The 21,546-nt window shown below is 41.3% G+C and carries 21 protein-coding genes, 5 tRNA genes, 1 other RNA gene and 1 riboswitch; of the genes, 12 read left to right on the plus strand and 15 right to left on the minus strand.

Annotated elements, in window-relative coordinates; all coding sequences use genetic code 11:
* Positions 1-8: 8 nt before the first annotated feature.
* Positions 9-162, minus strand: a riboswitch (FMN riboswitch).
* A gap of 170 nt (positions 163-332) precedes the next feature.
* Both FTT98_RS00900 and FTT98_RS00905 read left to right on the plus strand, forming a co-directional pair.
* Entirely contained in the window at positions 333-2,174 is a 1,842-nt protein-coding gene (locus FTT98_RS00900; protein WP_180039551.1) for a DUF2157 domain-containing protein, read from the plus strand.
* Positions 2,171-2,785 (plus strand): GDYXXLXY domain-containing protein, encoded by a 615-nt coding sequence (locus tag FTT98_RS00905; protein WP_257220650.1) that lies wholly within the window; start codon positions 2,171-2,173, stop codon positions 2,783-2,785. The genes FTT98_RS00900 and FTT98_RS00905 overlap by 4 nt, the downstream gene beginning before the upstream one ends.
* Before the next feature lie 73 nt (positions 2,786-2,858).
* On the opposite strand, the gene panD is transcribed toward FTT98_RS00905, so the two are convergent.
* The 11 genes from panD to FTT98_RS00960 form a co-directional block, all read right to left on the minus strand.
* Complete coding sequence (panD, locus tag FTT98_RS00910; RefSeq protein ID WP_078192181.1) at positions 2,859-3,239, minus strand: aspartate 1-decarboxylase; 381 nt, start codon at positions 3,237-3,239, stop codon at positions 2,859-2,861.
* 150 nt (positions 3,240-3,389) lie between these two features.
* Positions 3,390-3,965 (minus strand): aminoacyl-tRNA hydrolase, encoded by a 576-nt coding sequence (pth, locus tag FTT98_RS00915; protein WP_168378106.1) that lies wholly within the window; start codon positions 3,963-3,965, stop codon positions 3,390-3,392.
* A 20-nt stretch (positions 3,966-3,985) separates the two neighbouring features.
* A complete protein-coding gene (rplY, locus tag FTT98_RS00920; RefSeq protein WP_180005449.1) occupies positions 3,986-4,282 on the minus strand; it encodes a 50S ribosomal protein L25 in 297 nt (98 codons plus the stop codon).
* 98 nt (positions 4,283-4,380) lie between these two features.
* A complete protein-coding gene (locus FTT98_RS00925; protein WP_078191360.1) occupies positions 4,381-5,334 on the minus strand; it encodes a ribose-phosphate pyrophosphokinase in 954 nt (317 codons plus the stop codon).
* A gap of 37 nt (positions 5,335-5,371) precedes the next feature.
* Positions 5,372-5,446, minus strand: a tRNA-Gln gene (locus FTT98_RS00930).
* Between the two features lie 91 nt (positions 5,447-5,537).
* Positions 5,538-5,612, minus strand: a tRNA-Gln gene (locus tag FTT98_RS00935).
* A 28-nt stretch (positions 5,613-5,640) separates the two neighbouring features.
* Positions 5,641-5,715 (minus strand) — tRNA-Gln (locus FTT98_RS00940).
* Positions 5,716-5,753: 38 nt separating this feature from the next.
* A tRNA-Gln gene (locus FTT98_RS00945) sits at positions 5,754-5,828 on the minus strand.
* A gap of 3 nt (positions 5,829-5,831) precedes the next feature.
* On the minus strand, positions 5,832-6,671 hold the full coding sequence (ispE, locus tag FTT98_RS00950; protein WP_180025857.1) for a 4-(cytidine 5'-diphospho)-2-C-methyl-D-erythritol kinase: 840 nt from the start codon (positions 6,669-6,671) through the stop codon (positions 5,832-5,834).
* A gap of 28 nt (positions 6,672-6,699) precedes the next feature.
* On the minus strand, positions 6,700-7,278 hold the full coding sequence (lolB, locus tag FTT98_RS00955) for a lipoprotein insertase outer membrane protein LolB (RefSeq protein ID WP_078191359.1): 579 nt from the start codon (positions 7,276-7,278) through the stop codon (positions 6,700-6,702).
* Positions 7,279-7,287: 9 nt separating this feature from the next.
* Entirely contained in the window at positions 7,288-9,000 is a 1,713-nt protein-coding gene (locus FTT98_RS00960; RefSeq protein ID WP_180039555.1) for a hypothetical protein, read from the minus strand.
* Between the two features lie 78 nt (positions 9,001-9,078).
* Here FTT98_RS00960 and hemA point away from each other — a divergent pair, with 78 nt between their 5' ends.
* Positions 9,079-10,362, plus strand: a complete 1,284-nt coding sequence (gene hemA / locus FTT98_RS00965) for a glutamyl-tRNA reductase (RefSeq protein WP_180039557.1) — start codon at positions 9,079-9,081, stop codon at positions 10,360-10,362.
* Between the two features lie 54 nt (positions 10,363-10,416).
* Here the strand turns inward: hemA and FTT98_RS00970 are convergent, their stop codons facing one another.
* The gene (locus FTT98_RS00970) at positions 10,417-12,345 is read right to left on the minus strand and encodes a DNA primase (RefSeq protein ID WP_180176867.1); all 1,929 of its coding nucleotides are present in this window, start codon (positions 12,343-12,345) and stop codon (positions 10,417-10,419) included.
* A 212-nt stretch (positions 12,346-12,557) separates the two neighbouring features.
* Complete coding sequence (locus FTT98_RS00975) at positions 12,558-13,550, minus strand: outer membrane protein assembly factor BamD (protein WP_180039560.1); 993 nt, start codon at positions 13,548-13,550, stop codon at positions 12,558-12,560.
* Positions 13,551-13,621: 71 nt separating this feature from the next.
* Between FTT98_RS00975 and rluD the strand changes: the two genes are divergently transcribed.
* The 4 genes from rluD to FTT98_RS00995 all read left to right on the plus strand — a co-directional run bounded on the left by rluD (position 13,622) and on the right by FTT98_RS00995 (position 17,612).
* Entirely contained in the window at positions 13,622-14,674 is a 1,053-nt protein-coding gene (gene rluD / locus FTT98_RS00980) for a 23S rRNA pseudouridine(1911/1915/1917) synthase RluD (protein WP_078192173.1), read from the plus strand.
* Positions 14,675-14,718: 44 nt separating this feature from the next.
* Positions 14,719-15,459: a peptidoglycan editing factor PgeF gene (pgeF, locus tag FTT98_RS00985; RefSeq protein ID WP_180176868.1), complete on the plus strand. Its 741-nt coding sequence runs from the start codon at positions 14,719-14,721 to the stop codon at positions 15,457-15,459.
* 40 nt (positions 15,460-15,499) lie between these two features.
* Entirely contained in the window at positions 15,500-16,051 is a 552-nt protein-coding gene (locus FTT98_RS00990) for a flavodoxin family protein (RefSeq protein WP_078192171.1), read from the plus strand.
* A gap of 232 nt (positions 16,052-16,283) precedes the next feature.
* Positions 16,284-17,612, plus strand: coding sequence for a hypothetical protein (locus FTT98_RS00995; protein WP_180176869.1), 1,329 nt, complete (start codon positions 16,284-16,286; stop codon positions 17,610-17,612).
* 53 nt (positions 17,613-17,665) lie between these two features.
* On the opposite strand, the gene smpB is transcribed toward FTT98_RS00995, so the two are convergent.
* Entirely contained in the window at positions 17,666-18,139 is a 474-nt protein-coding gene (gene smpB, locus FTT98_RS01000) for an SsrA-binding protein SmpB (RefSeq protein ID WP_078191351.1), read from the minus strand.
* A gap of 137 nt (positions 18,140-18,276) precedes the next feature.
* Here smpB and coaD point away from each other — a divergent pair, with 137 nt between their 5' ends.
* From coaD to FTT98_RS01020, 4 genes are all read left to right on the plus strand, one after another.
* On the plus strand, positions 18,277-18,768 hold the full coding sequence (gene coaD, locus FTT98_RS01005; RefSeq protein ID WP_078191350.1) for a pantetheine-phosphate adenylyltransferase: 492 nt from the start codon (positions 18,277-18,279) through the stop codon (positions 18,766-18,768).
* Between the two features lies 1 nt (position 18,769).
* The gene (locus FTT98_RS01010; RefSeq protein ID WP_078191349.1) at positions 18,770-19,033 is read left to right on the plus strand and encodes a YfhL family 4Fe-4S dicluster ferredoxin; all 264 of its coding nucleotides are present in this window, start codon (positions 18,770-18,772) and stop codon (positions 19,031-19,033) included.
* Positions 19,034-19,059: 26 nt separating this feature from the next.
* An RNA gene (gene rnpB, locus FTT98_RS01015) (RNase P RNA component class A) lies at positions 19,060-19,439 on the plus strand.
* A 73-nt stretch (positions 19,440-19,512) separates the two neighbouring features.
* Positions 19,513-19,589 (plus strand) — tRNA-Met (locus FTT98_RS01020).
* Between the two features lie 439 nt (positions 19,590-20,028).
* Here FTT98_RS01020 and FTT98_RS01025 read toward each other — a convergent pair.
* Positions 20,029-20,607, minus strand: a complete 579-nt coding sequence (locus tag FTT98_RS01025; RefSeq protein ID WP_180176870.1) for a hypothetical protein — start codon at positions 20,605-20,607, stop codon at positions 20,029-20,031.
* Between the two features lie 161 nt (positions 20,608-20,768).
* Here FTT98_RS01025 and FTT98_RS01030 point away from each other — a divergent pair, with 161 nt between their 5' ends.
* Positions 20,769-21,371: a KAP family NTPase gene (locus tag FTT98_RS01030; RefSeq protein ID WP_257230165.1), complete on the plus strand. Its 603-nt coding sequence runs from the start codon at positions 20,769-20,771 to the stop codon at positions 21,369-21,371.
* The last annotated feature ends 175 nt before the right edge of the window (positions 21,372-21,546 follow it).

Consider the following 21,546-nt stretch of genomic DNA (forward strand, 5'->3'; position numbering starts at 1 on the left):
AGATGTGACGTCGTCTTCTTTCATCCGGACTATACCGTCGGCTCAGGCATTGCACCTGATCTGCGAATCGCGTTTAAACGATTGGCTCGTGGGCTTTTTGCAGGGCGTTCAACCCAGCAAATTTACCACCGGTGGGGAGTTTCACCCCGCCCTGAAGCGATGTGTCTTGAGTATAGACCTGTTTGTGTGGTGATGGGGAATTATTGCGTAGAATCATTTGCAAAATTTTAGATAAGTAAAGTTATAAGATTGGATTTGTAAGCATTTTTATAAAGTGTGCCAAAGCATGCTATCGTGCCGATAAATCAACCATGATTGCATAATGATAAAAAATGACGCTTCCTCAGCATTCTCAGCAGCAGAATATAAAGCTGCATCGTTCACAGTTAGATCAAGAGTTTTCAACAGATCTGTTCCAAGATGTACAGGTCATTCGACATCTGCAAGTGATCGGTGTTGTACTGATAGCAGCCAGTTTCGTGTATTTGATCGCGGCAAACTGGTTGATGTTGCCAAAATTCATTCAATTGGCAATTCCAATGTTGCTGTTGGTACTGAGTGCTGTGACGAGTGTATATTTTGCAAGGCATGCTTGGATTCAGCAAAGTTTAGATGCTTTAAGTGCTTTGTTGCTCGGATTGAGTATGGCTGTGATTGGGCAGGTCTATCAAACAGGTGCAGACAGTTATCTGTTATTTTTAGTCTGGGCTTTGCTGCTTTTACCTTGGTTATATCGACCGAATATCGGAGTCTTTGCGTTACTGTGTTTGATCAGTCAATTGGCATTATTTTTATATTTTAAACAAAGCTATTTAATCGTTGATCATTCATGGTGGTATTTACTCTGCATGAATGTATTGACCGCAATATGTGTGACCTTGTGTTTGAAATATTATGCTGCACTGCGCTTTGTATTTGTTGCATTTATTACACTAATGTCGATGTATTGCATGTTTTTATACTGCGGAAATGGGGCAGAGCAGTATCAATGGCAATATTTAATTTTTGCATTGTTGCTTCCAATTTATCTGATTATCTATTTTTATCGACAACATCGTGCATTAGAAACCAGTTTACAAGCTGCAGGTCTCGCCGCGAGTTTCAGTATTTTGATTTTCCAATGGGCAGAACATATTTTATCTGACTCGAGTGCAGGATTGTTGGTTTTTGCCTTGCTGATATTTGCTTGGTTTGCGGTGATCAGTTGGGCACTGATGAAATTTCTGCCACAGACTAAATTTGCAGTTATTCCTTTAGCGATTGGGGCATGGTTGGCAGGCATTATTTTATCGAGCTTATTGCTGACCTATTGGAAGGCGTTTTCAATCGTCATGGGCTTAGTTTTTGTGGCTGTGGCTTGGTGGTTGATTCGACGAGCTAAAAGTATCTTTAGTCGCCAATTTGCTTACTGCTTATGGGTATGTGGCCAATCTGCGGTCTTCATACATACAGAGAGCTTGACCGATAGCATTGGGTTTATTTTAGTATTACAAATTGGCGTTATCTTGCTCTGTTTGTTTAGTCGAATGCATTGGTTTATTGTTTTTATTCAACTCATTGCAGGATATGGCCTTGCAGTGGCCACACTATTTGATGCCGATCTTTTTATGAGCGATGAACATGTCATCTTAGCTGTGATTGGATTGAATTATATTCTACTGATTTTCTTGCTCGGGAGTGCAACAGCTTGGTTGCACACGATGTATCGAAAAAGCATTGTGTTGTGGATGTTATGCATCGTATTGGCGGTTGTGGTGTTGCAGACACTGTCAAATAACGTTCTACTGTTTGAACAGACCCGACATGGCATTCTTGACCTATTTGTCTGTTATCTACTGCCTGTAGTTTGGCTTGGCCTTTACATCGCAAATCAGCAAAAACAGACGGGGCGCGAAAAATGGCTGTTACTGCTATTGGGCCTTGTGCTGATTGCGATGGGCTATTTTGAAATTTTCTTGTTATTGGTTTTATTGGCATGGGCGCAGGTCTATCAGCAATCTTTGGTTAAAGCCCTTTGCATCGTGTTGATCATTTTTAGCTTATGGATGCTGTATTACAATTTAGGGTTGAGCTTTTTACTGAAAAGTTTAACGATTTTGATCTCTGGTCTTTTGCTGCTTGGCATCACCAAAATGTTAACTGCGATACAGCATAAACAAGGGGAAGGAGCATGATGAACATACTCAATAAAAAAATGCTTCCTATTGGTTTGGCTGTACTCAGTATTCTTTTATTTGTACTGATGATTGCACGGCATGAATGGCATCTGGCAAACAGTCAGAGTATTTATGTAAAGCTGCAACCGGTCGATCCTCGCTCTTTGATTCAAGGGGATTATATGGCCTTGAATTATCAGCTCTATTTTGGTGGTCAGCCTTCTGAAGAGCAATCTGCTAATGGGCAGGCTGCCAAAGCGAACAAAGAAGAAAATGTACACCGTGACTATTTTGTAGATCAAAAAAGTATTGTGAGTTATGTGCAGCTTGATGCACAGCGTAGAGTGATTCGAACCAGTTTCAATCCAAAGTTATTAGTGCAGTATCCAAGCTCATCCACAAAACTGGTGCTCAAAAATCCTGATAATAGATTTGAGGGTTTATATCCCGCTGCAAGCAGCTTTTTGTTTGCCGAAGGCTTGGAACCGTGCTATCGCGATGCGCAATTTGCAGAGCTAAAGGTACAAGAAAATGGTCAGCCCTTATTGGTGGGTCTAGTGGGTGAAAACCTGCAGTCACTTCTGTGTGAGCAGAAGAAAGTTTGGTGGAAGGGGCCACGAAGTGAATAAAAGCGGATTATGTGATTGATCGCATAAAAAAGCCCGCAAATTTGCGGGCATTTAGAATCTTTGAATGCTTGAATTAAGCAACTTGAACTGGAATACAGTTCGCTGTGTGGTTCACTGTGTTATTTGGGTTCGCATAGACTAAACGTGGCTTATGTGCATTTGCTTCAGCTTCTGTGAAATCGCCAAAAGTTGCAATAATCATCAAATCACCAATATCTGCTTGGTGAGCAGCACCGCCATTTACAGAGATAATGCCAGAACCTTCTTCACCACGAATGGCATAAGTGGTAAAACGCTTACCATTAGTCACGTTCCACATATGAATTTCTTCATATTCACGGATACCGGCTAAATCTAGAAGAATACCGTCAATTGCACAAGAACCTTCATAATGTAATTCTGCTTGTGTAACGACGCAACGGTGGATTTTAGCTTTTAATAAACGAGATAGCATGGCTAGCGTCTCCTTGGTAGACCTAAGATCGTATCTTATGGTGGAACAATCTCTTGAATGCTGGGTGAGCAGTCAAATGCAAGCGCATTTTGCTCTGAAATCATTCAGATGGCAATAAGTATTGTTCAACAATTTGTGGAATTGTCAGTTCTATTTGTAAGCGTTGATCTGGTTCATGGCTTGCTGAATCTCACCACTTACCAACAATTTAGTACGTGATAAGGCATGTGCAATAGCATCATCCATTAAGCCTTGTTCACTACTTGGTGCTTTACCTAAGACATGGCCTGAGACACGTTCTTTAGAACCAGGATGACCAATACCAATACGTAAACGATGGAAATTTGGACCAATATGCGGGACGATATCGCGTAAACCATTATGACCACCATGACCACCGCCAGTTTTCAGGCGAATGACACCAGGGTTCATATCAAGTTCATCGTGTGCGATAAGCATTGCTTCGGGAGCAATTTGATAGAATTTGGCGAAGGGAACAACACTTTGACCAGAGAGGTTCATAAAGGTTGTAGGTAACAGTAGACGAACGTCTTGACCTTCGATATTACCACGACCACTGATGCCTTTATATTTAGGATCAGCTTTGAGTTGGATGCCATATTGTTCTGCAAGGCGTTCTACAAACCAGAAGCCTGCATTATGGCGGGTTTGGGCATACTCAGAACCTGGGTTACCCAAACCAACAATCAGTGAAAGTTTACTCACTCATTTACACCATTTAACACTTATGCGCGTTTGAAGTCAGCGTGCATAGGAGTGTTTTTAGCTGGGTGACGTTGTAAAGCTTGGATTTTAACGCTTTCAGCTTTACCGTCGATGTTGATTTCAACAATTTCTTCAAAGAAAGCGTTGTTTTCTAAAGCTTTAACAAGTTCGCGAAGTTCTAAAGTAACTGCTACAGGTTCAGCTGCACCACCGTAGATGATTGCTGGTACTTTATTTTGAAGACGAAGGCGGCGGCTCGAACCTTTCCCTTGTACTGCTTCTTCACGTGCTACTGCATTTAATACGAAGTTTGCCATGATAGACATTCCTATTTAAGTTTAATTGACTAGACCTTCGACCAGTCTAGTGATAGAAAGCCCCACCAAAAGGCAGGGCTTTTAAATTTAGCGCTATATTATAGATAAGAATCGAACATTGCGCTAATAGATTCTTCGTTGTTAATACGACGAATTGTTTCAGCAACCATACTTGCAACTGAAACTTGGCGAATCTTACCAAGAGCTTGAGCTTCTTCTGAAAGCGGAATGGTGTCTGTTACAACCAATTCGTCAATCACAGAGTTTTTCAAGTTTTCTAAAGCTTTACCAGAAAGTACTGGGTGAGTTGCGTAAGCAACAACTTTGCGAGCACCAAAAGTTTTTAGTGCGTCAGCAGCTTTACACAATGTACCTGCTGTATCCACCATATCATCAACGATGACACAGTCACGGCCTTTAACGTCACCGATCAAGTGCATTACTTGAGATTCATTCGCTTTTTGACGGCGTTTGTCGATGATCGCAAGATCGATATCACCCATTTGCTTAGCAACAGCACGCGCACGTACTACACCACCAACGTCAGGAGAAACAACCATTAAGTTGTCGTGTGACTGTTGACGAAGATCTGCTAAAAGCGCAGGAGTACCGTAGATGTTGTCTACAGGAATATCGAAGAAACCTTGGATTTGGTCAGCATGAAGGTCGATCATTACAACGCGGTCAATACCAACAGTTGTGAGCATATCTGCAACAACTTTTGCTGTAATTGGCACACGGCTTGAACGTGGACGACGATCTTGACGAGCATAACCAAAGTAAGGAATGACAGCAGTGATACGACCAGCACTTGCACGACGCAAAGCATCAGCCATAACTAAGATTTCCATAAGGTTATCGTTAGTTGGGGCACAAGTTGGTTGTACGATGAATACGTCTTTACCACGAACATTTTCAGTAATTTCGACAGCGATTTCACCGTCAGAAAATTGACCTACAGATGCAGCACCTAGAGGGATGTGAAGGTGGCTAACGACTTTTTGGGCGAATTGTGGATGTGCAGATCCACTAAAAACGACAAGATTGGGCATGAAGCACCCTTGGCGGTTGGCAAATTAGGGAATTAGATGGCAGGGGCGGCTGGATTCGAACCAACGGATGCCGAGATCAAAACCCGGTGCCTTACCACTTGGCGACGCCCCTAATGCGGCAGAACTTTAATATTTTTGCGGTATTTTGTCAAGTTGAAACAACAAAGATACTGCAAATTATGCTCTGTCTTTTTTGAAGTTAATGGCAGGGGCGGCTGGATTCGAACCAACGGATGCCGAGATCAAAACCCGGTGCCTTACCACTTGGCGACGCCCCTAAATTGATGAAATAGCGAATAAAGTAAATGGCAGGGGCGGCTGGATTCGAACCAACGGATGCCGAGATCAAAACCCGGTGCCTTACCACTTGGCGACGCCCCTAATACTTTACAGCAATTACATCTACAGGTGAAAAATGATGGCAGGGGCGGCTGGATTCGAACCAACGGATGCCGAGATCAAAACCCGGTGCCTTACCACTTGGCGACGCCCCTATATCAAACTTCAAAATGACGTAATGGTGATTCTTGTAAGCTGCGAACCAAGTAAGATTTACATGGTGCATTTTTCAATATGTCATCAATATTCATATTTTCAGTCACTTCAGTAAATACACAAGCACCTGTACCTGTAAGCTTTGCTGCACCGAACTGATCTAAGTACTGCATTGCTTCATCGACTTCGGGATATAAGCTTCGTGCCACAGGCTCAAAGTTATTTCCAAAATCAGATGGCGTTTCCTGATAGCCGCAAAATTTAGTGGGCTTTGAGTCTCTTGTCAACGTTTTTTGTGAAAAAAGCAGTTGAGTGCTGATAAAACAGTCAGGTTTCAGCACAATGTACTGTTTTTGAGCTAAATCTATGAATGTTAAGTGTTCACCGATGCCTTCAGCCCACGCATTTAGACCATGTACAAACACGGGAACATCTGCTCCAAGTTGTAAGCCGAGTTCTGCAAGGTGTTCAGTATTTAGTCCACATTTCCACAGTTGATTGAGCACGATAAGGGTGGTGGCTGCATTGGATGAACCACCACCGAGTCCTGCACCCATCGGAATATTTTTTTCAATGTGGATTTTTTGTGCAGTCAGAGCTTTAGCAATTGGTTTGAGTATTTGAGCAGCACGATAAATTAAATTTTGTTCAAGATTGACGCTGTTTAAGCCCTCAATTTGAATAAAATCTTTATCAGCAGAATTTGCAAGTGGGTGAAATTCCATCCAATCAGATAAATCGATGAGCTGAAAAATCGTCTGCAATTCGTGATATCCATTAGGACGTCGGCCAGTAATGTGCAAAAACAAATTGAGTTTTGCAGGAGAAGGTACACGAATCACAGAAGTCATAGCTCAGATTTTAGGCAAATTAACGATTTTGAATCACCATTGTAATACGGTTTTCCTGACCGGATTCAAGTGCTTGTTTTAAAATTAACTTGTTCGGTACTGTTGCCGTTTCATTATAACTCAGGTCAACTGTCCAACCATCTTCAATAATCTGTTGTGGGCGCTGCGCCGTATCGCGTTGAATTTTTGCTTGTGTGGTTGCAGGACGCGCCTGTACCCAGTCGACAAGGTGGGTAATGGGAGCTTGCCAACCGGTAGCACGTTCGAGTAATTCTTCTGGTGTTTCTGCTTCAATTAAACCGGTTTTTGCACTGTTTAACTGAACTTGACCAGGTTTACCGCTGATTTGAGTTTTTCCAACACCTAAAATACCACTCAGTTCGATATCATATTCATTACGGTCTTGAACCCAAGTAAAAAAAGCACTTCCTGACTGTTGTGGCGTGCGCACACCAATCTTACCTTGTAAGTTGAATTGATTTGCAGCAACTTCTTCAGGGCTCGGTTGAGCGGGTGTTTTAACGTATTGCTGACAACCAGTAAAAAATAAAGCGCAGCAGGTCAGGGCAGATACCCCAAATTTTGAAGATACTTGCATAAAGTCTTTCTAACTCTTTTTCATGGGTTGGGGTAACAATAACGAATGTAGTTGCTCTAATTGCGGATCATTCGGATGTTTTTGTTGGAGTTGTTGTAACAACGCGTCAAATTTATTCATATCACCTTGCATGAAGACTGATCGTGCGTAGCGAATGCCAATTTTTAAACTATTACTCAGTTCATACGCTTTGGCCAAAACAGATGCAGATGTACTAAAATCATTTTGCAAATAACAAATATAACCGAACGTATCTAAAATTGAGGCCTGCTCAGGAGCATATTCTAAGGCATGTTCGACGTATTTTCGGGCTTCATCTAAGCGTCTATTTTGTACCGCCAAGGTATAGGCATATGCATTTAAATAGGTCGGGCTATTGGGTTCAATTTCAAGTAATTGTTTTAGTAATTGGTCGAGTCTATCTTTATCTTGATGGGCGTCGAGCAGTAGAACTTCGGCATAAATGAGTTCTGGATCTTCAGGTAAGTTTCTTACCGCTTCATCAAGCAAACGGACTGCTGCTTTTTTATTGTTCATGCGTTTTAAAATATCTGCCTGAGCAAGATATAAGAAACTGGCATGTTGAGGATAATTAACCCGCTCTTGAGTTAAAAAGCGCAGTGCATCATGCAGCTTATTTTGCTGGCTAAAAATGCTGATCATATTGCGCCGTGAAACTGTATAAAGACTGCCATCAACAAGGCGATAATAGGCTTTTGCCGTTTCATAATGCTGTTTGCGTTCAGCATTTACTGCGAGATAGTAATACGCTTCATTTTGGTATTTGCTCGAATAACGTAACTCCACCAAATACTTTTCGGCTTTTTCATAAAGCTCTAAGTCAATACTGGTCAAACCTGCCATAAATAGCGGTTCTTCAGCAGATGGCCATTTCTTTAGTATATCTTCGAGTTTTTCTAGACCTAATTCTGACTGATTGATTTTAATTAAATATTTCGCTTCGGCTAAGCGAACTTCCATATTGTTGCGGTGTTTGCGGCTCGATTTTTCGAACCATTTTAAGGTTTCGTCTTCATCACCCAAAGACATGAGTAAATTGGCTTTCATTAAAATATAGCCAGTCACTTTCGGGCGTTTTTTCAGTGCTAAATTAATGGTGTCTAAGGCATCGGCAAAGGCGCCATTTTGAGCTTGTAAACCTGCGACTAAGACCAAAATAGAGGGATTGGTTTTTTCTTTGCTGGCGGTCAGTGCTTGAATCAGATAAGCGCGATCTTCCTCTGATTCAGGGGAAATACCCGCCAAAATTTGTTCTAAATCTGCATTTGGGTCAATGGTTAAAATTTTATCAAGTGTTTCGGCGGCAAGCTCATATTCATGGGCTTTCAAAGCAATATGTGATAAATAAAATAATGCTGGTACATCTTCAGGTTCTTGCACAACCCAATGTGTAGCAATATCTAAGGCTGCTTGTAAATCATTTTGCTCAATAGCAACGTTTAAAGCACGCTGTTTGACCATGGTGGATTTACTTTTGATTGCAAGCACGGTGTAATTATGAAGCGCGGTTGGGATGTCGTTATAAGCTAAGGCAAATTCTGCAATCATACTTTGTTTAATTGCATCATATCCTGAATTTGCATGGTAAACTTCTCCCACGGCCCGAATTGGGGCAGTAGAAGCCATGCTACCAACAAGTAAGAATGTGGTAGAATACTGCTTTATTGTCTGGCCGTTCAGTCGGCTATTTGTTAGACGCAATTTTTCTTGATCCAAGTAATGCTTTTTATGACGCCGATAATGCACAATAGCATAAATTTAGCGAAATGATGATCTGATATGTCTTTCTTTGCATTGGGTGTCAACCATCAAACCGCCTCTGTAGAACTGCGCGAACAGATTGCATTTAACCCTGAAAAGTTAACAGCGCTGCTTGAACAGCAAAGCCATGCACCTGAACTCAATGACATGGTGGTGGTATCTACATGTAATCGTACTGAAGTCTATGCGATGTCTGAAAATGCAGACATGGTATTGAATTGGCTTGCCCAATCAAATGGTATTGATGTAAAGCAATTGTCAAATCATGTGTATCGTTATGAAAATGCACAGGCGGTGACACACCTCATGCGTGTGGCTAGCGGCTTGGATTCGCTCATGCTTGGTGAGCCTCAAATCTTAGGTCAAGTTAAAACGGCTTTGTCCTTAGCCAAAGATGCCGAAACTGTCTCCCCAAATTTAAACCGTATTTTTGAATATGCCTTTTATGCGGCAAAACGAGTGCGTTCTGAAACAGCAGTCGGAAGTCATGCGGTATCGATGGGCTATGCTGTTGCTCAGCTCGCTTTACAGGTCTTTAGTCAACCTGAAAAATTGACGGTCATGATTGTTGCTGCTGGTGAAATGAATAGCTTGGTTGCGAAGCATTTGGCCGAAATGGGTGTGGGTAGAATTATTATCTGTAACCGTACACGTGCCCGTGCTGAAGCTTTATCCCAAGAGATTGCTCATCGTGTAGAAGTTGAAATAATTGATTTTGCAGATTTGGCAGACAATTTACATCGCGCAGATGTAATTTCAAGTTGTACTGGAAGCTTGCATCAAGTGATTTATTTTGCGGATGTCAAAGCAGCATTGAAAAAACGCCGTTATAAACAAATGTTGTTGGTCGATTTGGCGGTACCCCGTGATATTGAAGCCAAAGTTGAAAGTTTAGATGGTGTTTATTTATATGGTGTAGATGATCTGCAAACAGTCATAGAAGAAAACTTGGCTCAGCGTCGTCAGGCGGCAGTTGAAGCCGAAGTGATGGTCAATCAGCTTGCGACAGATTTAATCACACAGCAAAAAGTGAATTTGGCTGGCTCGACAATTCATGCATACCGTGAACATGGGGAGTCATTACGTCAAGAAGAGCTGGCTTTGGCCTTGAATCGTCTACAAAAGGGTGAAGATGCTGCGAAGATTATGCAAGAAATGTCGCATCGTTTAACCCAAAAACTATTGCATCCGACCTCTATCGTGCTGCGCAATGCTGCGATGGCGGAAGATCCCGCTTATTTTGAAATGATAGAACAAGATTTAGTTAATGTGGCTGAAAATCGCCGTAAACCAAAGAAATAAATAAACTTATTCATTAAATAAAGGTCATTCACAGCTTGAATTTGAAGTTAAAACTTAATCTTCAAGGAGGGTGAGCGATCTTTTTTTATCAATATCATAAATACGTTGTTTTAAATTACGCATTTCAGCAAGGCTAGAAAACTTATTCGACTTGATCTTGAGTTGTAAGAATTGATATTGCAATTTTGTCGATAAATCTGCTGCAAGTTTATCTGCCTGTTCAGGTGATGACGTATAGTCACTGATATTGGCATGCTCTAAAATATGTTGTAATTCATGATGATGCGCTGCACATGCACCGAGTACATAATAGGTCGATAACTCTGGGTCATCAGGCAATTCATCAAAAATCACATTGAAAATATTTAAAACGTGATAAAGCAAGAGATCTTGTGAAACTAAGGCGCGTAAAGGCTCAAAATGAATGTAGAGATAAGGATGATTGATTAAAATCGCAATCACATATTCTTCGGCATCAATTTTTGTACTAAAGCTCAATGATGCATCATTATTGACTTGAGGCTGCCACTTTCGGCTAAACCCTAATTTTTCACGGAAATATTGCTGTAGCAAATAACGATATGAACCACCTTTCGGCAACAGTTCAGTCAGTTGTCTCAGTTCGCCCATCACCTGACTTTTACCTTCAGGCGAAGCAACATTATGATTTTGCGTTAAATGTGCAAAAACAAACTCAGAAAGTAGCGGTGAGGTGTCCAGTAAACGTCGAAAATTTTCAATACCTTCACGGCGGATCAGTGAATCTGGGTCGTGGTCATTTGGCAAAACAAAGAATTTAAGTTCACGTCCATCATTCAGTAATGGCAGTGCAATTTCGAGCGTACGACGAGCTGCTTTTTGACCTGCGGCATCTCCATCAAATGCAATGGTAATACGGCTATTTTGCTTAAATAAAATGTTTAAATGTTCAGTATTACTGGCAGTCCCTAAAGTCGCTACAGCGCCATGAATGCCATATTGCTGTAGGGCAATGACATCCATATAACCTTCGACCATTAACCAATCTTGGGCTTTTTGTTTACGGCCTTCGTATAAACCATAAAGTAACTGATTTTTATGGAAAACTTCGGAGTCTGGAGAGTTGATGTATTTCGGTTTGATTTCATCATTTAGGGCACGACCACCAAAACCGACCACACGACCTTTCGCATCTCGAATCGGGAAAATCACCCGCTCACGCAGTAAGTCAAAGTCACGACCACTATCACTGGTGCGAATCAAACCGAGAAGTTTGAGTCCTTCGATATCTTGTGGAAAGGCTTTTTCCAGATGTTGCCAATCTTCAGGGGCATAGCCTAAGCGCCAATAGGCGATGGTGTCTGCACTGAGACCCCGTTGTTTAAAATAAGCTTGCCCAATTGGACTGAGCGGAAGTTGTTGTTCATAAAACTGTGCGACATTTTCCAGCAAGTCATATAAGTTTCCATCTTGCGGCACATCTTCAAAACCATTGGCAACTTGGTCAAAGTGAGCAAACGGATCGCTCCCATAAAAGGCTTCTTCGCTATTTTGAAACTCAGCAAATGGGTCGTGTTCGAAATTTACTGCAGCAGGAGCAGTCTGTGTTTCGCCTGTTTGGGGCGTCAGAGCTTTTGTTTCGATTGCAGGATTTTGTACAGGTTTGGGTTTAGATTCGCGCTTATATTTGAGTTTATTGGAATCGTTATTGTCTTTCGGTAGTTCAATACCTGTTTGGCTTGATAAATCCTTCATTACTTCAATAAAGTTACGGCTACCAATATCCATTAAAAAACGGATGGCATTACCATTGGCCTGACAACCAAAGCAGTGAAAATATTGTTTATCACGATAGACATGGAAAGATGGCGATTTTTCCTGATGGAATGGGCAGCATCCTGAGTAAGTGCGTCCAGTCTTTTTCAATTTCACAAATTGACCAATCACATCGACAATATCGGTGCGATCTAAAATTTGATCAATTGTATGTTGAGGAATGGCCATGCTATTTTATCTGTCTATCTATTGAATTTGGGCAGTTCGTGAAATATGTTGAAATCAGCAATGCTGTAAGTTCAGGTGGAGATGTAGTACAGCATCGACCATCGAACTATTGTATACCTTTTAATCTAACCGAATCTGTAGATCCTGAAAAGATAAAAGGGCAAGTATTCTAACTTGCCCTTTGTGAAAAATCGACCTTCGTTGCGACTATATTATTCAGCTGATTCTGACGACTCAGTTTTTTCGCTATGAGGACGATCCAATAAGCCAAAGCTTAAACGATTGGTTAAACTGCGTTTTTCTTCATCAGTTTCAACTACGTCTGTAGAGGTTTGCTCAGACATCGTCTGTGCTTCTTTACCGAAAATACCCAAAGTTGCACGGTTAAGGAAGCTGCCTTCACTACGTGCAGCACGCATATTGAGAGTACCGTCTGACTTCACAAGTTTTGGATAGTTCAGTTTAAGTACTTCAATGTATTGCTGAGACGTGGTTTTATCACCAAGTTTGTCATAACCATAGGCAACCGTCGCTAGAGCTTCTGGAACTTGTGGTGCTTGAGGATAATGTTCGATCACCCAAAGTGAACGTTCAACAGCAGCTAACCATGCTTTACGCTTCACATTAAAACGTGCCGCATTCATTTCGCTTTCAGCCAATTCTTGACTGATGAACTTCATACGTTGTGCGGCATCGACTGCATATTCGCTCGATGGGTAGCGACGGATAAAGTCGACAAAGTTTTGATAAGCCACTTTGAGATAGCTCACATCACGATGCGATTGCTTTAAAGAAGTATAGCGAAGCAAACCGTTGTAGTTTTGCTCCATGTTTGAAACACCACGCACGTAGTACGCATAATCAACTTGCGGATGTTGTGGGTTCATACGAATAAAACGGTCTGCAAGTGCAATCGCACCTTCATAGTCTTTTTGCTGAAACTTTACATACAATAGTTCAAGTTGTGCTTGCTGCGCATAGTTACCTGTAGGGTAGTAGGTCTCTAGAGCTTCAAGGTGTTTTGCTGCATCTGTATATTGGTTACGTTCAAGCGCTTTTTGTGCTTTTTCGATATAAATCTGTTCGCTTGATTGTGGACCTGTGTCGACCACTTCTTTCTTTGGATTACTGCTACAGCCTACCATTGCCGATGCAATGCCTATTGTTAGAGCAAGCATTGTCATTTTATATTTTGGTAGCGACATAAAAATTCCTCTGTTAATACGGGCAATGAGCTACAATTGAACTATTAAACCACTTTTGTCTGAATGAGCAAATGAGTCAAGCACAATCTTCCAATTCTAATTTCCCTGAAACTGATTTCAATTTACTTGAAGATTCTGAGGATGCAGATAACCATACTTCAGACTCAACTGCAACACGTTTATCGTTGCAATTTCAATTGGATGAAAGCTATTTAGGACAACGTATTGATCAGGTTTCAGCACTGGTTTGGACTGATTTTTCTCGTGAAAAGCTAAAACAGTGGCTCAAAGAGGGCCATTTGTTGGTCAATGGTAACACTGTGAAACCAAAGTACAAATGCGAAGGAACAGAGTTACTGACTTTAGACGTCGAGTTAGAAGCACAAACCCGTAGCTTACCTGAAGATATTCCACTTAATATTGTCTATGAAGATGACGATATTATGGTGATTAATAAACCTGTCGGTATGGTTGTTCATCCGGGCGCTGGAAACAGTACAGGCACATTGGTGAATGCAATTTTGCACCACTACCCAAAATCTTCAGAGTTGACCCGTGCAGGTTTGGTGCATCGTATTGATAAAGACACCTCAGGTCTGTTGGTTGTTGCGAAAAACCTCGAATCCCAATTTTCTTTAAGTAAGCAATTGGCGAAGAAATCGGTTTACCGTATTTACGATTTGATCGTATATGGCAACATTATTGCTGGCGGTACAGTGGATGAGCCAATTAAACGTCATCCTGTCGATCGCATCAAAATGGCAGTCTTGCCGGGCGGTAAAGATGCGGTGACTCACTACAATGTGAAAGAACGTTTCCAAAACTTTACCCGCGTTCAAGCACGTTTAGAAACGGGTCGTACCCATCAAATTCGTGTGCATTTTACTTATATCGGTCATGGTCTTGTGGGCGATCAAGTGTATGTACCACGTGTACGTATGCCTGCAGGCGCGTCGGTGTTATTAGATGATACTTTACGTGGCTTTAAACGTCAGGCTTTACATGCGGTTAAATTGGGTCTCGTTCATCCACGTACAGGTGAAGACATGATGTTTGAAGCACCATGGCCTGAAGACTTTAACCAATTGGTTGAAGTTTTACGTAGCGAAAACAAAGCTTATTAAGTTTTAAACTGATTTACACGCCATAGATAGAAAAGGACGGCAACATGCAATTTGTTCAGGGACTTCCACAGGGTGTTTTTGTGGGACAAACTCGAGTTCATCATGATCAGACGCAACCCGCTGAACAACCTGAACTGGCAGGATTTAATCTGGCATTGCATGTGGGAGATGATGCAGCGCGTGTGCAAAAGCACCGGATGCAATTGCTCAAAGACTTTGCTAAATATGGCGTGAATAAAATCAGCTGGATGAACCAAACGCACAGTACGCTATGCCATCGCATTGATGAACAGATCAACTTTGTTGCACCCGAAGGCGATGGTATGGTCACGCAGTCTAAACACCATGCCCTGATGATGATGACCGCAGATTGCTTACCCGTGGTTTTGGGTAATGCTGACAGGACTGAAGTTGCCAATCTGCATGCAGGTTGGAAGGGCTTGGCAAATGGTATTGTGGAAAACACCATTGCAGCCATGCACACTCAGCCAACATGGGCTTGGTTGGGGGCGGCCATTTGCCAAGAGAGTTTTGAAATTGGCGCAGAAGTCAAAGCTGCCTTTTGTTCCAAATACCCAGAACTTGAAAGTGCATTTAAAGCTGGTGTAAAGGAAGGCAAATATTATGCTGATCTTTATGCGATAGCGCGTTATATTCTTGCATTACATGGGGTTAAATCTGTAACCGGTGGCGACCAATGTACCTTTTTGCAAGCTGATGAATATTTTTCTTATCGCCGCGAAGCGAAAACAGGACGTATGGCAACATTCGTCTTTATGCTTTGAAAATGCTAAACTTGACTGAATCTATCGACTTTTAAATGTTATGTCTTTGACTGCTAAATCTCTTGCTGTTGTTTACCACAGCCCCTATGGGCACACTGCCAAAGTGGCGAATTTCATTGTACAAGGTGCAGAAAAAGCCGGTGTAAAAGTCCATCTCATGAATGTAGAGCATGTGGATTGGGATGAATTGGACAGTGCAGATGCCATCGTTTTTGGGTGCCCAACCTATATGGGCAGTATGAGTGCGGCAATGAAATTATTCATGGAGCAATCATCTAAACGCTGGTTAGCACGGACATGGCAAGGCAAGTTGGCCGCTGGTTTTACCAATGGTGGCGGCTTAAGTGGAGATAAATTGGCAGTATTGCAGCAAATCAATTTATTCGCCATGCAGCACGGTATGTTGTGGAGCGGTCTTCCATTGATGCCAACTGGACGAAGCACAACAGATTTAAATCGGATGTCGAGCTTTTTAGGTTTAATGACACAATCGGATAATGCACCTGTTGAAGTCACGCCACCTGCGGGCGATTTAGAAACCGCCATTTGGTTTGGTGAATATTTGGGGCTGTTGTTAAATAAAGTTAATTAATTTGTAAATAAATCGTTTGAACTATCATTTATAAATCTTTGAAAACCCTAGTGATGGAAATGTTACTGGGGTTTTTAATGGCCTGAAATTTGTGAAAATTGGCATTTTGTATAATTGAGTTGTGATGCGTGTCACAAATTACCATTCATTTACGCCAACGCTATTGATTTAATCTTCTCATAAATTTCACTCGGGATGAGTGACGAATATTAAAAAGGATTAAATAATAGTAATGGCATTGACCTTATGTGTTTCTGACGTTGTTTTTGCAGCAGAAGGCTTGGTGGGATTAGCCGATGAAGAATTGTCTGCCATCAATGGTGCGGCATTGATGAATATGTCCTATACCGACCCTATTTTAGTCAACCAACAAATGGTCGATGAAAATATTGGTTTCTACAAACTCAGTTTAGATGCCGTCATGGATTTGAACGTCAATGTCAAAAGTTTGCAACTCGGCTGTGGTGGGGTAAATGGGTCAAATGGCTGTGATATTGATATTCGTCATCTAGCGCTGAGTGGTAATGTAACGTTGACCGATGCCAATGGTAATCCCGTCTTTAATGGTGATCGAGCGTCAACAAGTGCCAAACTAAAAAATCCATTTATTGAATTTGCAATTAAAAACCCTAAACAAACCGCTTTACGCGAAGTTAAAGGCTTTCGTGTCAGTGCTGAATCTATTACGGGTTTATTGACCACAGGTATTCAAAATACAGGTGCGTCAACAGACGGGATTAAGTCACTGAGTGGTTATATGAAAATTGCACCGACCACAGGAACAGCAAAGACCCAAGCAGCGCTCTTTGGTGATAGTAGCAGCGAGATTTTATCGGGGAACTTGGTGATTAACACGATTTGGAACAATGATCGTAGCTTTGTCAGCCAACCTGAAAATAGTCAAGGATTAAAAATTCCTTCAATGAATGTGCCGTTTACCGTTCCTGAAATTACGATTAATGGAAAACGACAAACTCAAGCCATTGCCAAAAATATCAGTGCGACTGTGCCATCGATTCAGCTCAATCGAGATAGCGGTAGCATGCAAGTCAAACTTGACCGCAATTTGTTATGGGTTGAAGGGGCGCAGTTCTTTATGGATTCAGGTTCGTCAATTGATGATTTGAAAATGAACATTACCTTTGAGCAAGCCTTAAATATGATTCATAACATTCCATTAAATGGCACAGCCGGTTATTTATCGCTTCAATCTCAAGATATCAGTTGGCCAGATGCCAATGCAGATGATATTGCACGTACAGGTTGGTGGATGTCATTTAAAGACCCGATCAATATTGGTAAATTAAATCCAACATCTGAAGTAGATATTTCAGGCGTCTTGCCACAAGTTGCAGAAAAAGTATCGCAAATTTTAACCAATGAACCGATTTATATTCCGTTAGGTTCTGCTGTTGGTGCTGCATTTGGTTTACCGATTTATAAAAATGTCGGTTCAATTAACCTCAGCAATGCTAGTGCGGCCAATTTAACTTTAAAAAATCAAGTCTTGGTGAACCAGAAAGTTCGGACCAACTGTTTTGGTGGGTTGAAATTCTGCTAAATGTGCAATGTATCAATAAAAAAACCTCCAAGATGGAGGTTTTTCTATTGAACTTATTTATGAAAAATACGGGCTTTATCGCGCTGCCAATCACGGTCTTTTTCCGTTGCACGCTTGTCGTGAAGCTGTTTACCTTTTACTAGTGCAATTTCAAGTTTGGCATGAGGACCTTTCCAGTAACATGCCAAAGGCACACATGAATAACCTTTTTGGTTAATTGCACCTTGTAGTTTTTCAATTTCACGGCGGTTCAGCAATAATTTACGAGTACGTGTTGCTTCAGGCACTACATGTGTCGAAGCACTCAGTAAAGGTTGCACTTGAGCGCCGAATAAAAATGCTTCACCATTTTTAAACGTAATATAGCTCTCTACGATAGTCATTCGACCCGCACGCATTGATTTGACTTCCCAGCCTTGTAATGAAAGGCCCGCTTCAAATTTTTCTTCAATGAAATAATCGTGACGCGCACGCTTATTTAGGGCAATCGTACTGCTACTATTTTTTTTAACTACTGCTTTCGTCATAATCAAAAACTTCCAAACTTAGCACTATTGTACCCGAACTTTGAATAAGATGAAGTTTTTAAATTTACAAGCTGACTTCACCTATAAATCAAGATTTTGTTAAAATACCCATCTACAAAATAACAGAGTACAACTGGATGTCTAAAACTCGTGTAATTTATCCGGGCACATTCGATCCAATTACTAATGGTCATATCGATTTAGTGACACGTGCATCACGCATGTTTGACGAAGTTGTCGTGGCAATTGCAATTGGACATCACAAAAACCCTGTGTTTAGTCTGGAAGAACGTGTTGCACTAGCGCAAGAGTCTTTAAGTCATTTGTCAAATGTTGAGTTTGTAGGTTTTGATGGGCTGTTGGTCAACTTCTTTAACGAGCAAAAAGCAACAGCCGTGTTACGTGGTTTACGTGCAGTTTCAGATTTTGAATATGAATTTCAATTGGCAAATATGAATCGCCGTTTGGACAGTAAATTTGAAGCCGTGTTCTTAACCCCATCAGAGCAATATTCGTTTATTTCATCTACGCTCGTGCGTGAAATTGCACGTTTAAATGGTGATGTCACTCAGTTTGTACCACAAGCTGTTGTGGAAGCCTTTAAGCGTAAACAACAGCAAGGTTGGTAGAGTGTCTTTATATATCACTGATGAATGCATCAACTGCGATGTCTGTGAACCTGTATGCCCCAATGAGGCGATTTTCATGGGGGAACTCATTTATGAGATTAACCCTGATTTGTGTACGGAATGCGTTGGGCATCACGATAAACCGCAATGTCAGTTGTTCTGTCCAGTGGATTGTATTCCATTGGATCCGGCACATCCTGAAACTCAGGAACAGCTTCAACAAAAGTACGAAAAACTAACTGCTCAAAAAACATCAAGCAATTAGTTGTCAGATTTGTTAGAATGCGCCCCGAAGTGAACCAGACGATCGCTGCTGTGTATAGGTCTCCGTGACTAAAGCAGGGGAGGAAAGTCCGGGCTTCATAGGGCAAGGTGCCAGGTAACGCCTGGGCGGTGTGAGCCGACGGAAAGTGCAGCAGAGAGTAGACCGCCTTCATTATGGTTTCGAGCAATCGAAATCGGAGGTAAGGGTGAAAGGGTGCGGTAAGAGCGCACCGCGTGTCTGGTAACAGTTCACGGCATGGTAAACCCCACCGGAAGCAAGACCAAATAGGGATCCTTTAGGCATGGCCCATGCTGGATCCGGGTAGGTCGCTTGAGCGTATGAGTGATTGTACGCCTAGAGGAATGATCGTCCTCGACAGAACCCGGCTTATCGGTTCACTTCAACAAATTTTGATCAAATACGCGCATTATGGGCTTGACGATATTTAAATATCCTTCCATAATGCGCGCACAGTTTAAGGCTATGTAGCTCAGTTGGTTAGAGCACCGCACTCATAATGCGGGGGTCACAAGTTCAAGTCTCGTCATAGCCACCATATTCAAAAAAAGACCACTCCGATTGAGTGGTCTTTTTTTTGTTTTGATGTTTTAAAATCGAAAGTTTTATCATCATAAATGATGTTGTGCAGTAATATCAGAAGCGCTATTTGATTCAAATAAAAGAACGATACGCGGTAAGGTCATCCGCAAGTGTTTGAGATAAGACTATATCTATTCAAAAATGTTTTTGCGATACTTTGAATAATTTGACGCTAGTGAACGAGTTTTGTCGGTGAGGTGCATTGCACCGCAAGATGGTTTCCTTGCGAAGCACGCTTCTCATTTTGCCGAATGAGAAACAACGTTTCGTAAGAGTACCTCCAGCTGAAGGCTAATCCCTTTATTTAAACCCTATGTAAGACTCCGTCGAATAGGCTTAAAAATCATTTTTAAAATATGTCATTATTTTAAGGGCGTAACATCAGATCTTAAATATTATCGATAGACAAAACGACGCATACCTGCACGTAAGGCAAATGCGCCATGCATATATACGCCACCTAGCCAATACGGCACATTATAAATATCTTCATGGCGATATTTAACTAAAGCAAACTGAGCCAATAGTCCTTCAAAGAACATACCACCAAAAGCAAGCATGATGGCTAATATCAGTAGCCATGTACGCTCATAGCTAAATAACCAGCGAATAAAAAAGCTAATGTAAAAAATCCAACAAAGTGCTTCGGGATGAAAATTGCCAAATCCGCTGAGTATGTAGACGATGGCAAATAGTATTAGGCTCTCGACGAGTGGCGCACTACCGTCATGATGGCAACTGAGCTGAGTCATCACATAATGTTTAAGTCGTTGTGTAAGTTGAATATAGCTAAATGCCATGAAGGCAAAGGCAATAAAAAAGCCGGGGAATACCCACCAAGCCTGATGGAAAAATAATGGGTTGGGATAACTAAGCGTCTGGGTATAGACATGAATCGCATCGCAAAAAGTTGCGACGACTGCTGCCAGCAGGGCAAGTATAAATATGCCTGAGAATTGAGTGGTTCTCGTCATCATTCATCCTGAAAAGTGGGTCTTTTTATTTTATGTGTTCTTTATAGTCTTTATTTGGGGAAAAGGCTATGACAAGTTACGAGATGCTCATGGGTTAAATGTTAATTTATAGCGCTACTGCTATACTCAATACATAGTTAACTTGATGAATATAAATAGAAATGATAGATAACCAATTGAACTGGGCTAAAGATAATTTTGAGAATATTGAAACTGCATGGGAAGGTGATCTTTGGCATCGCCGTCGTTTAGGAGAGCAGCTTACAAGTTATGTTGATCGCTTAAACTGCGGTGCTGTCCTTACTTTGGATGCACGATGGGGTGAGGGTAAAACGTGGTTTGTTCGTAACTGGGCGAAACATTTAGATGATACTCAGCATAACGTGATTTATTTGGATGCGTTTGCAAATGATTATTTGGAAGATCCTTTTTTAACGATTGCCGCTGAAATAAGTCAAACTTTTAAAGAATCAGAAGAAATTGATGATGATGAAATTAAAGATTTTAATGCTAAGACTGCTTCAGTTTTAATATCGTTGGCGGCTGTTATTCCAATGATTGCGGCTAAAGCGGGGATGCATTGGATTGGCTTAGGTGGAGCTGGAGAAGCATTTAAAGAGGTATATGAAGAAGGAAAAGCGTTGTATGACACAGCAAGTGAGGAAATAGCTGCAAAAGTTAAGGAGAAAATCGAAAAGAAAATAGAGAATCATCAAGTTGAGAAACAAACAATTCATGACTTAAGAAAGAACTTGCTGAATTAGCTGGAAAATTAGATAAACCTTTAGTTTTTATTATTGATGAGTTAGATCAGAGGTGGTCCCACTTGTTTGAACAACTAAAAGCGTATTTATAAGTGATATTCCGCTCTAGTTAAGCCACCTTGTTTTGTTGGGGTAGCTGATCATAGTAAAACTCATTTGGTGTCATTTTGTCTAG

This window comes from Acinetobacter sp. YH12039 (genome assembly GCF_013420015.1).
GTDB classification, from domain to species: Bacteria; Pseudomonadota; Gammaproteobacteria; order Pseudomonadales; family Moraxellaceae; genus Acinetobacter; species Acinetobacter amyesii.

Bases quoted from the DNA above. Each gene is read 5' to 3' on its own strand.
- FTT98_RS00900 (WP_180039551.1), top strand. From the start codon at position 333: ATGACGCTTCCTCAGCATTCTCAGCAGCAGAATATAAAGCTGCATCGT.
- FTT98_RS00905 (WP_257220650.1), top strand. From the start codon at position 2,171: ATGATGAACATACTCAATAAAAAAATGCTTCCTATTGGTTTGGCTGTA.
- panD (WP_078192181.1), bottom strand. From the start codon at position 3,239: ATGCTATCTCGTTTATTAAAAGCTAAAATCCACCGTTGCGTCGTTACA.
- rplY (WP_180005449.1), bottom strand. From the start codon at position 4,282: ATGGCAAACTTCGTATTAAATGCAGTAGCACGTGAAGAAGCAGTACAA.
- FTT98_RS00925 (WP_078191360.1), bottom strand. From the start codon at position 5,334: ATGCCCAATCTTGTCGTTTTTAGTGGATCTGCACATCCACAATTCGCC.
- lolB (WP_078191359.1), bottom strand. From the start codon at position 7,278: ATGCAAGTATCTTCAAAATTTGGGGTATCTGCCCTGACCTGCTGCGCT.
- hemA (WP_180039557.1), top strand. From the start codon at position 9,079: ATGTCTTTCTTTGCATTGGGTGTCAACCATCAAACCGCCTCTGTAGAA.
- FTT98_RS00970 (WP_180176867.1), bottom strand. From the start codon at position 12,345: ATGGCCATTCCTCAACATACAATTGATCAAATTTTAGATCGCACCGAT.
- FTT98_RS00975 (WP_180039560.1), bottom strand. From the start codon at position 13,550: ATGTCGCTACCAAAATATAAAATGACAATGCTTGCTCTAACAATAGGC.
- rluD (WP_078192173.1), top strand. From the start codon at position 13,622: ATGAGTCAAGCACAATCTTCCAATTCTAATTTCCCTGAAACTGATTTC.
- pgeF (WP_180176868.1), top strand. From the start codon at position 14,719: ATGCAATTTGTTCAGGGACTTCCACAGGGTGTTTTTGTGGGACAAACT.
- FTT98_RS00990 (WP_078192171.1), top strand. From the start codon at position 15,500: ATGTCTTTGACTGCTAAATCTCTTGCTGTTGTTTACCACAGCCCCTAT.
- FTT98_RS00995 (WP_180176869.1), top strand. From the start codon at position 16,284: ATGGCATTGACCTTATGTGTTTCTGACGTTGTTTTTGCAGCAGAAGGC.
- smpB (WP_078191351.1), bottom strand. From the start codon at position 18,139: ATGACGAAAGCAGTAGTTAAAAAAAATAGTAGCAGTACGATTGCCCTA.
- coaD (WP_078191350.1), top strand. From the start codon at position 18,277: ATGTCTAAAACTCGTGTAATTTATCCGGGCACATTCGATCCAATTACT.
- FTT98_RS01025 (WP_180176870.1), bottom strand. From the start codon at position 20,607: ATGACGAGAACCACTCAATTCTCAGGCATATTTATACTTGCCCTGCTG.
- FTT98_RS01030 (WP_257230165.1), top strand. From the start codon at position 20,769: ATGATAGATAACCAATTGAACTGGGCTAAAGATAATTTTGAGAATATT.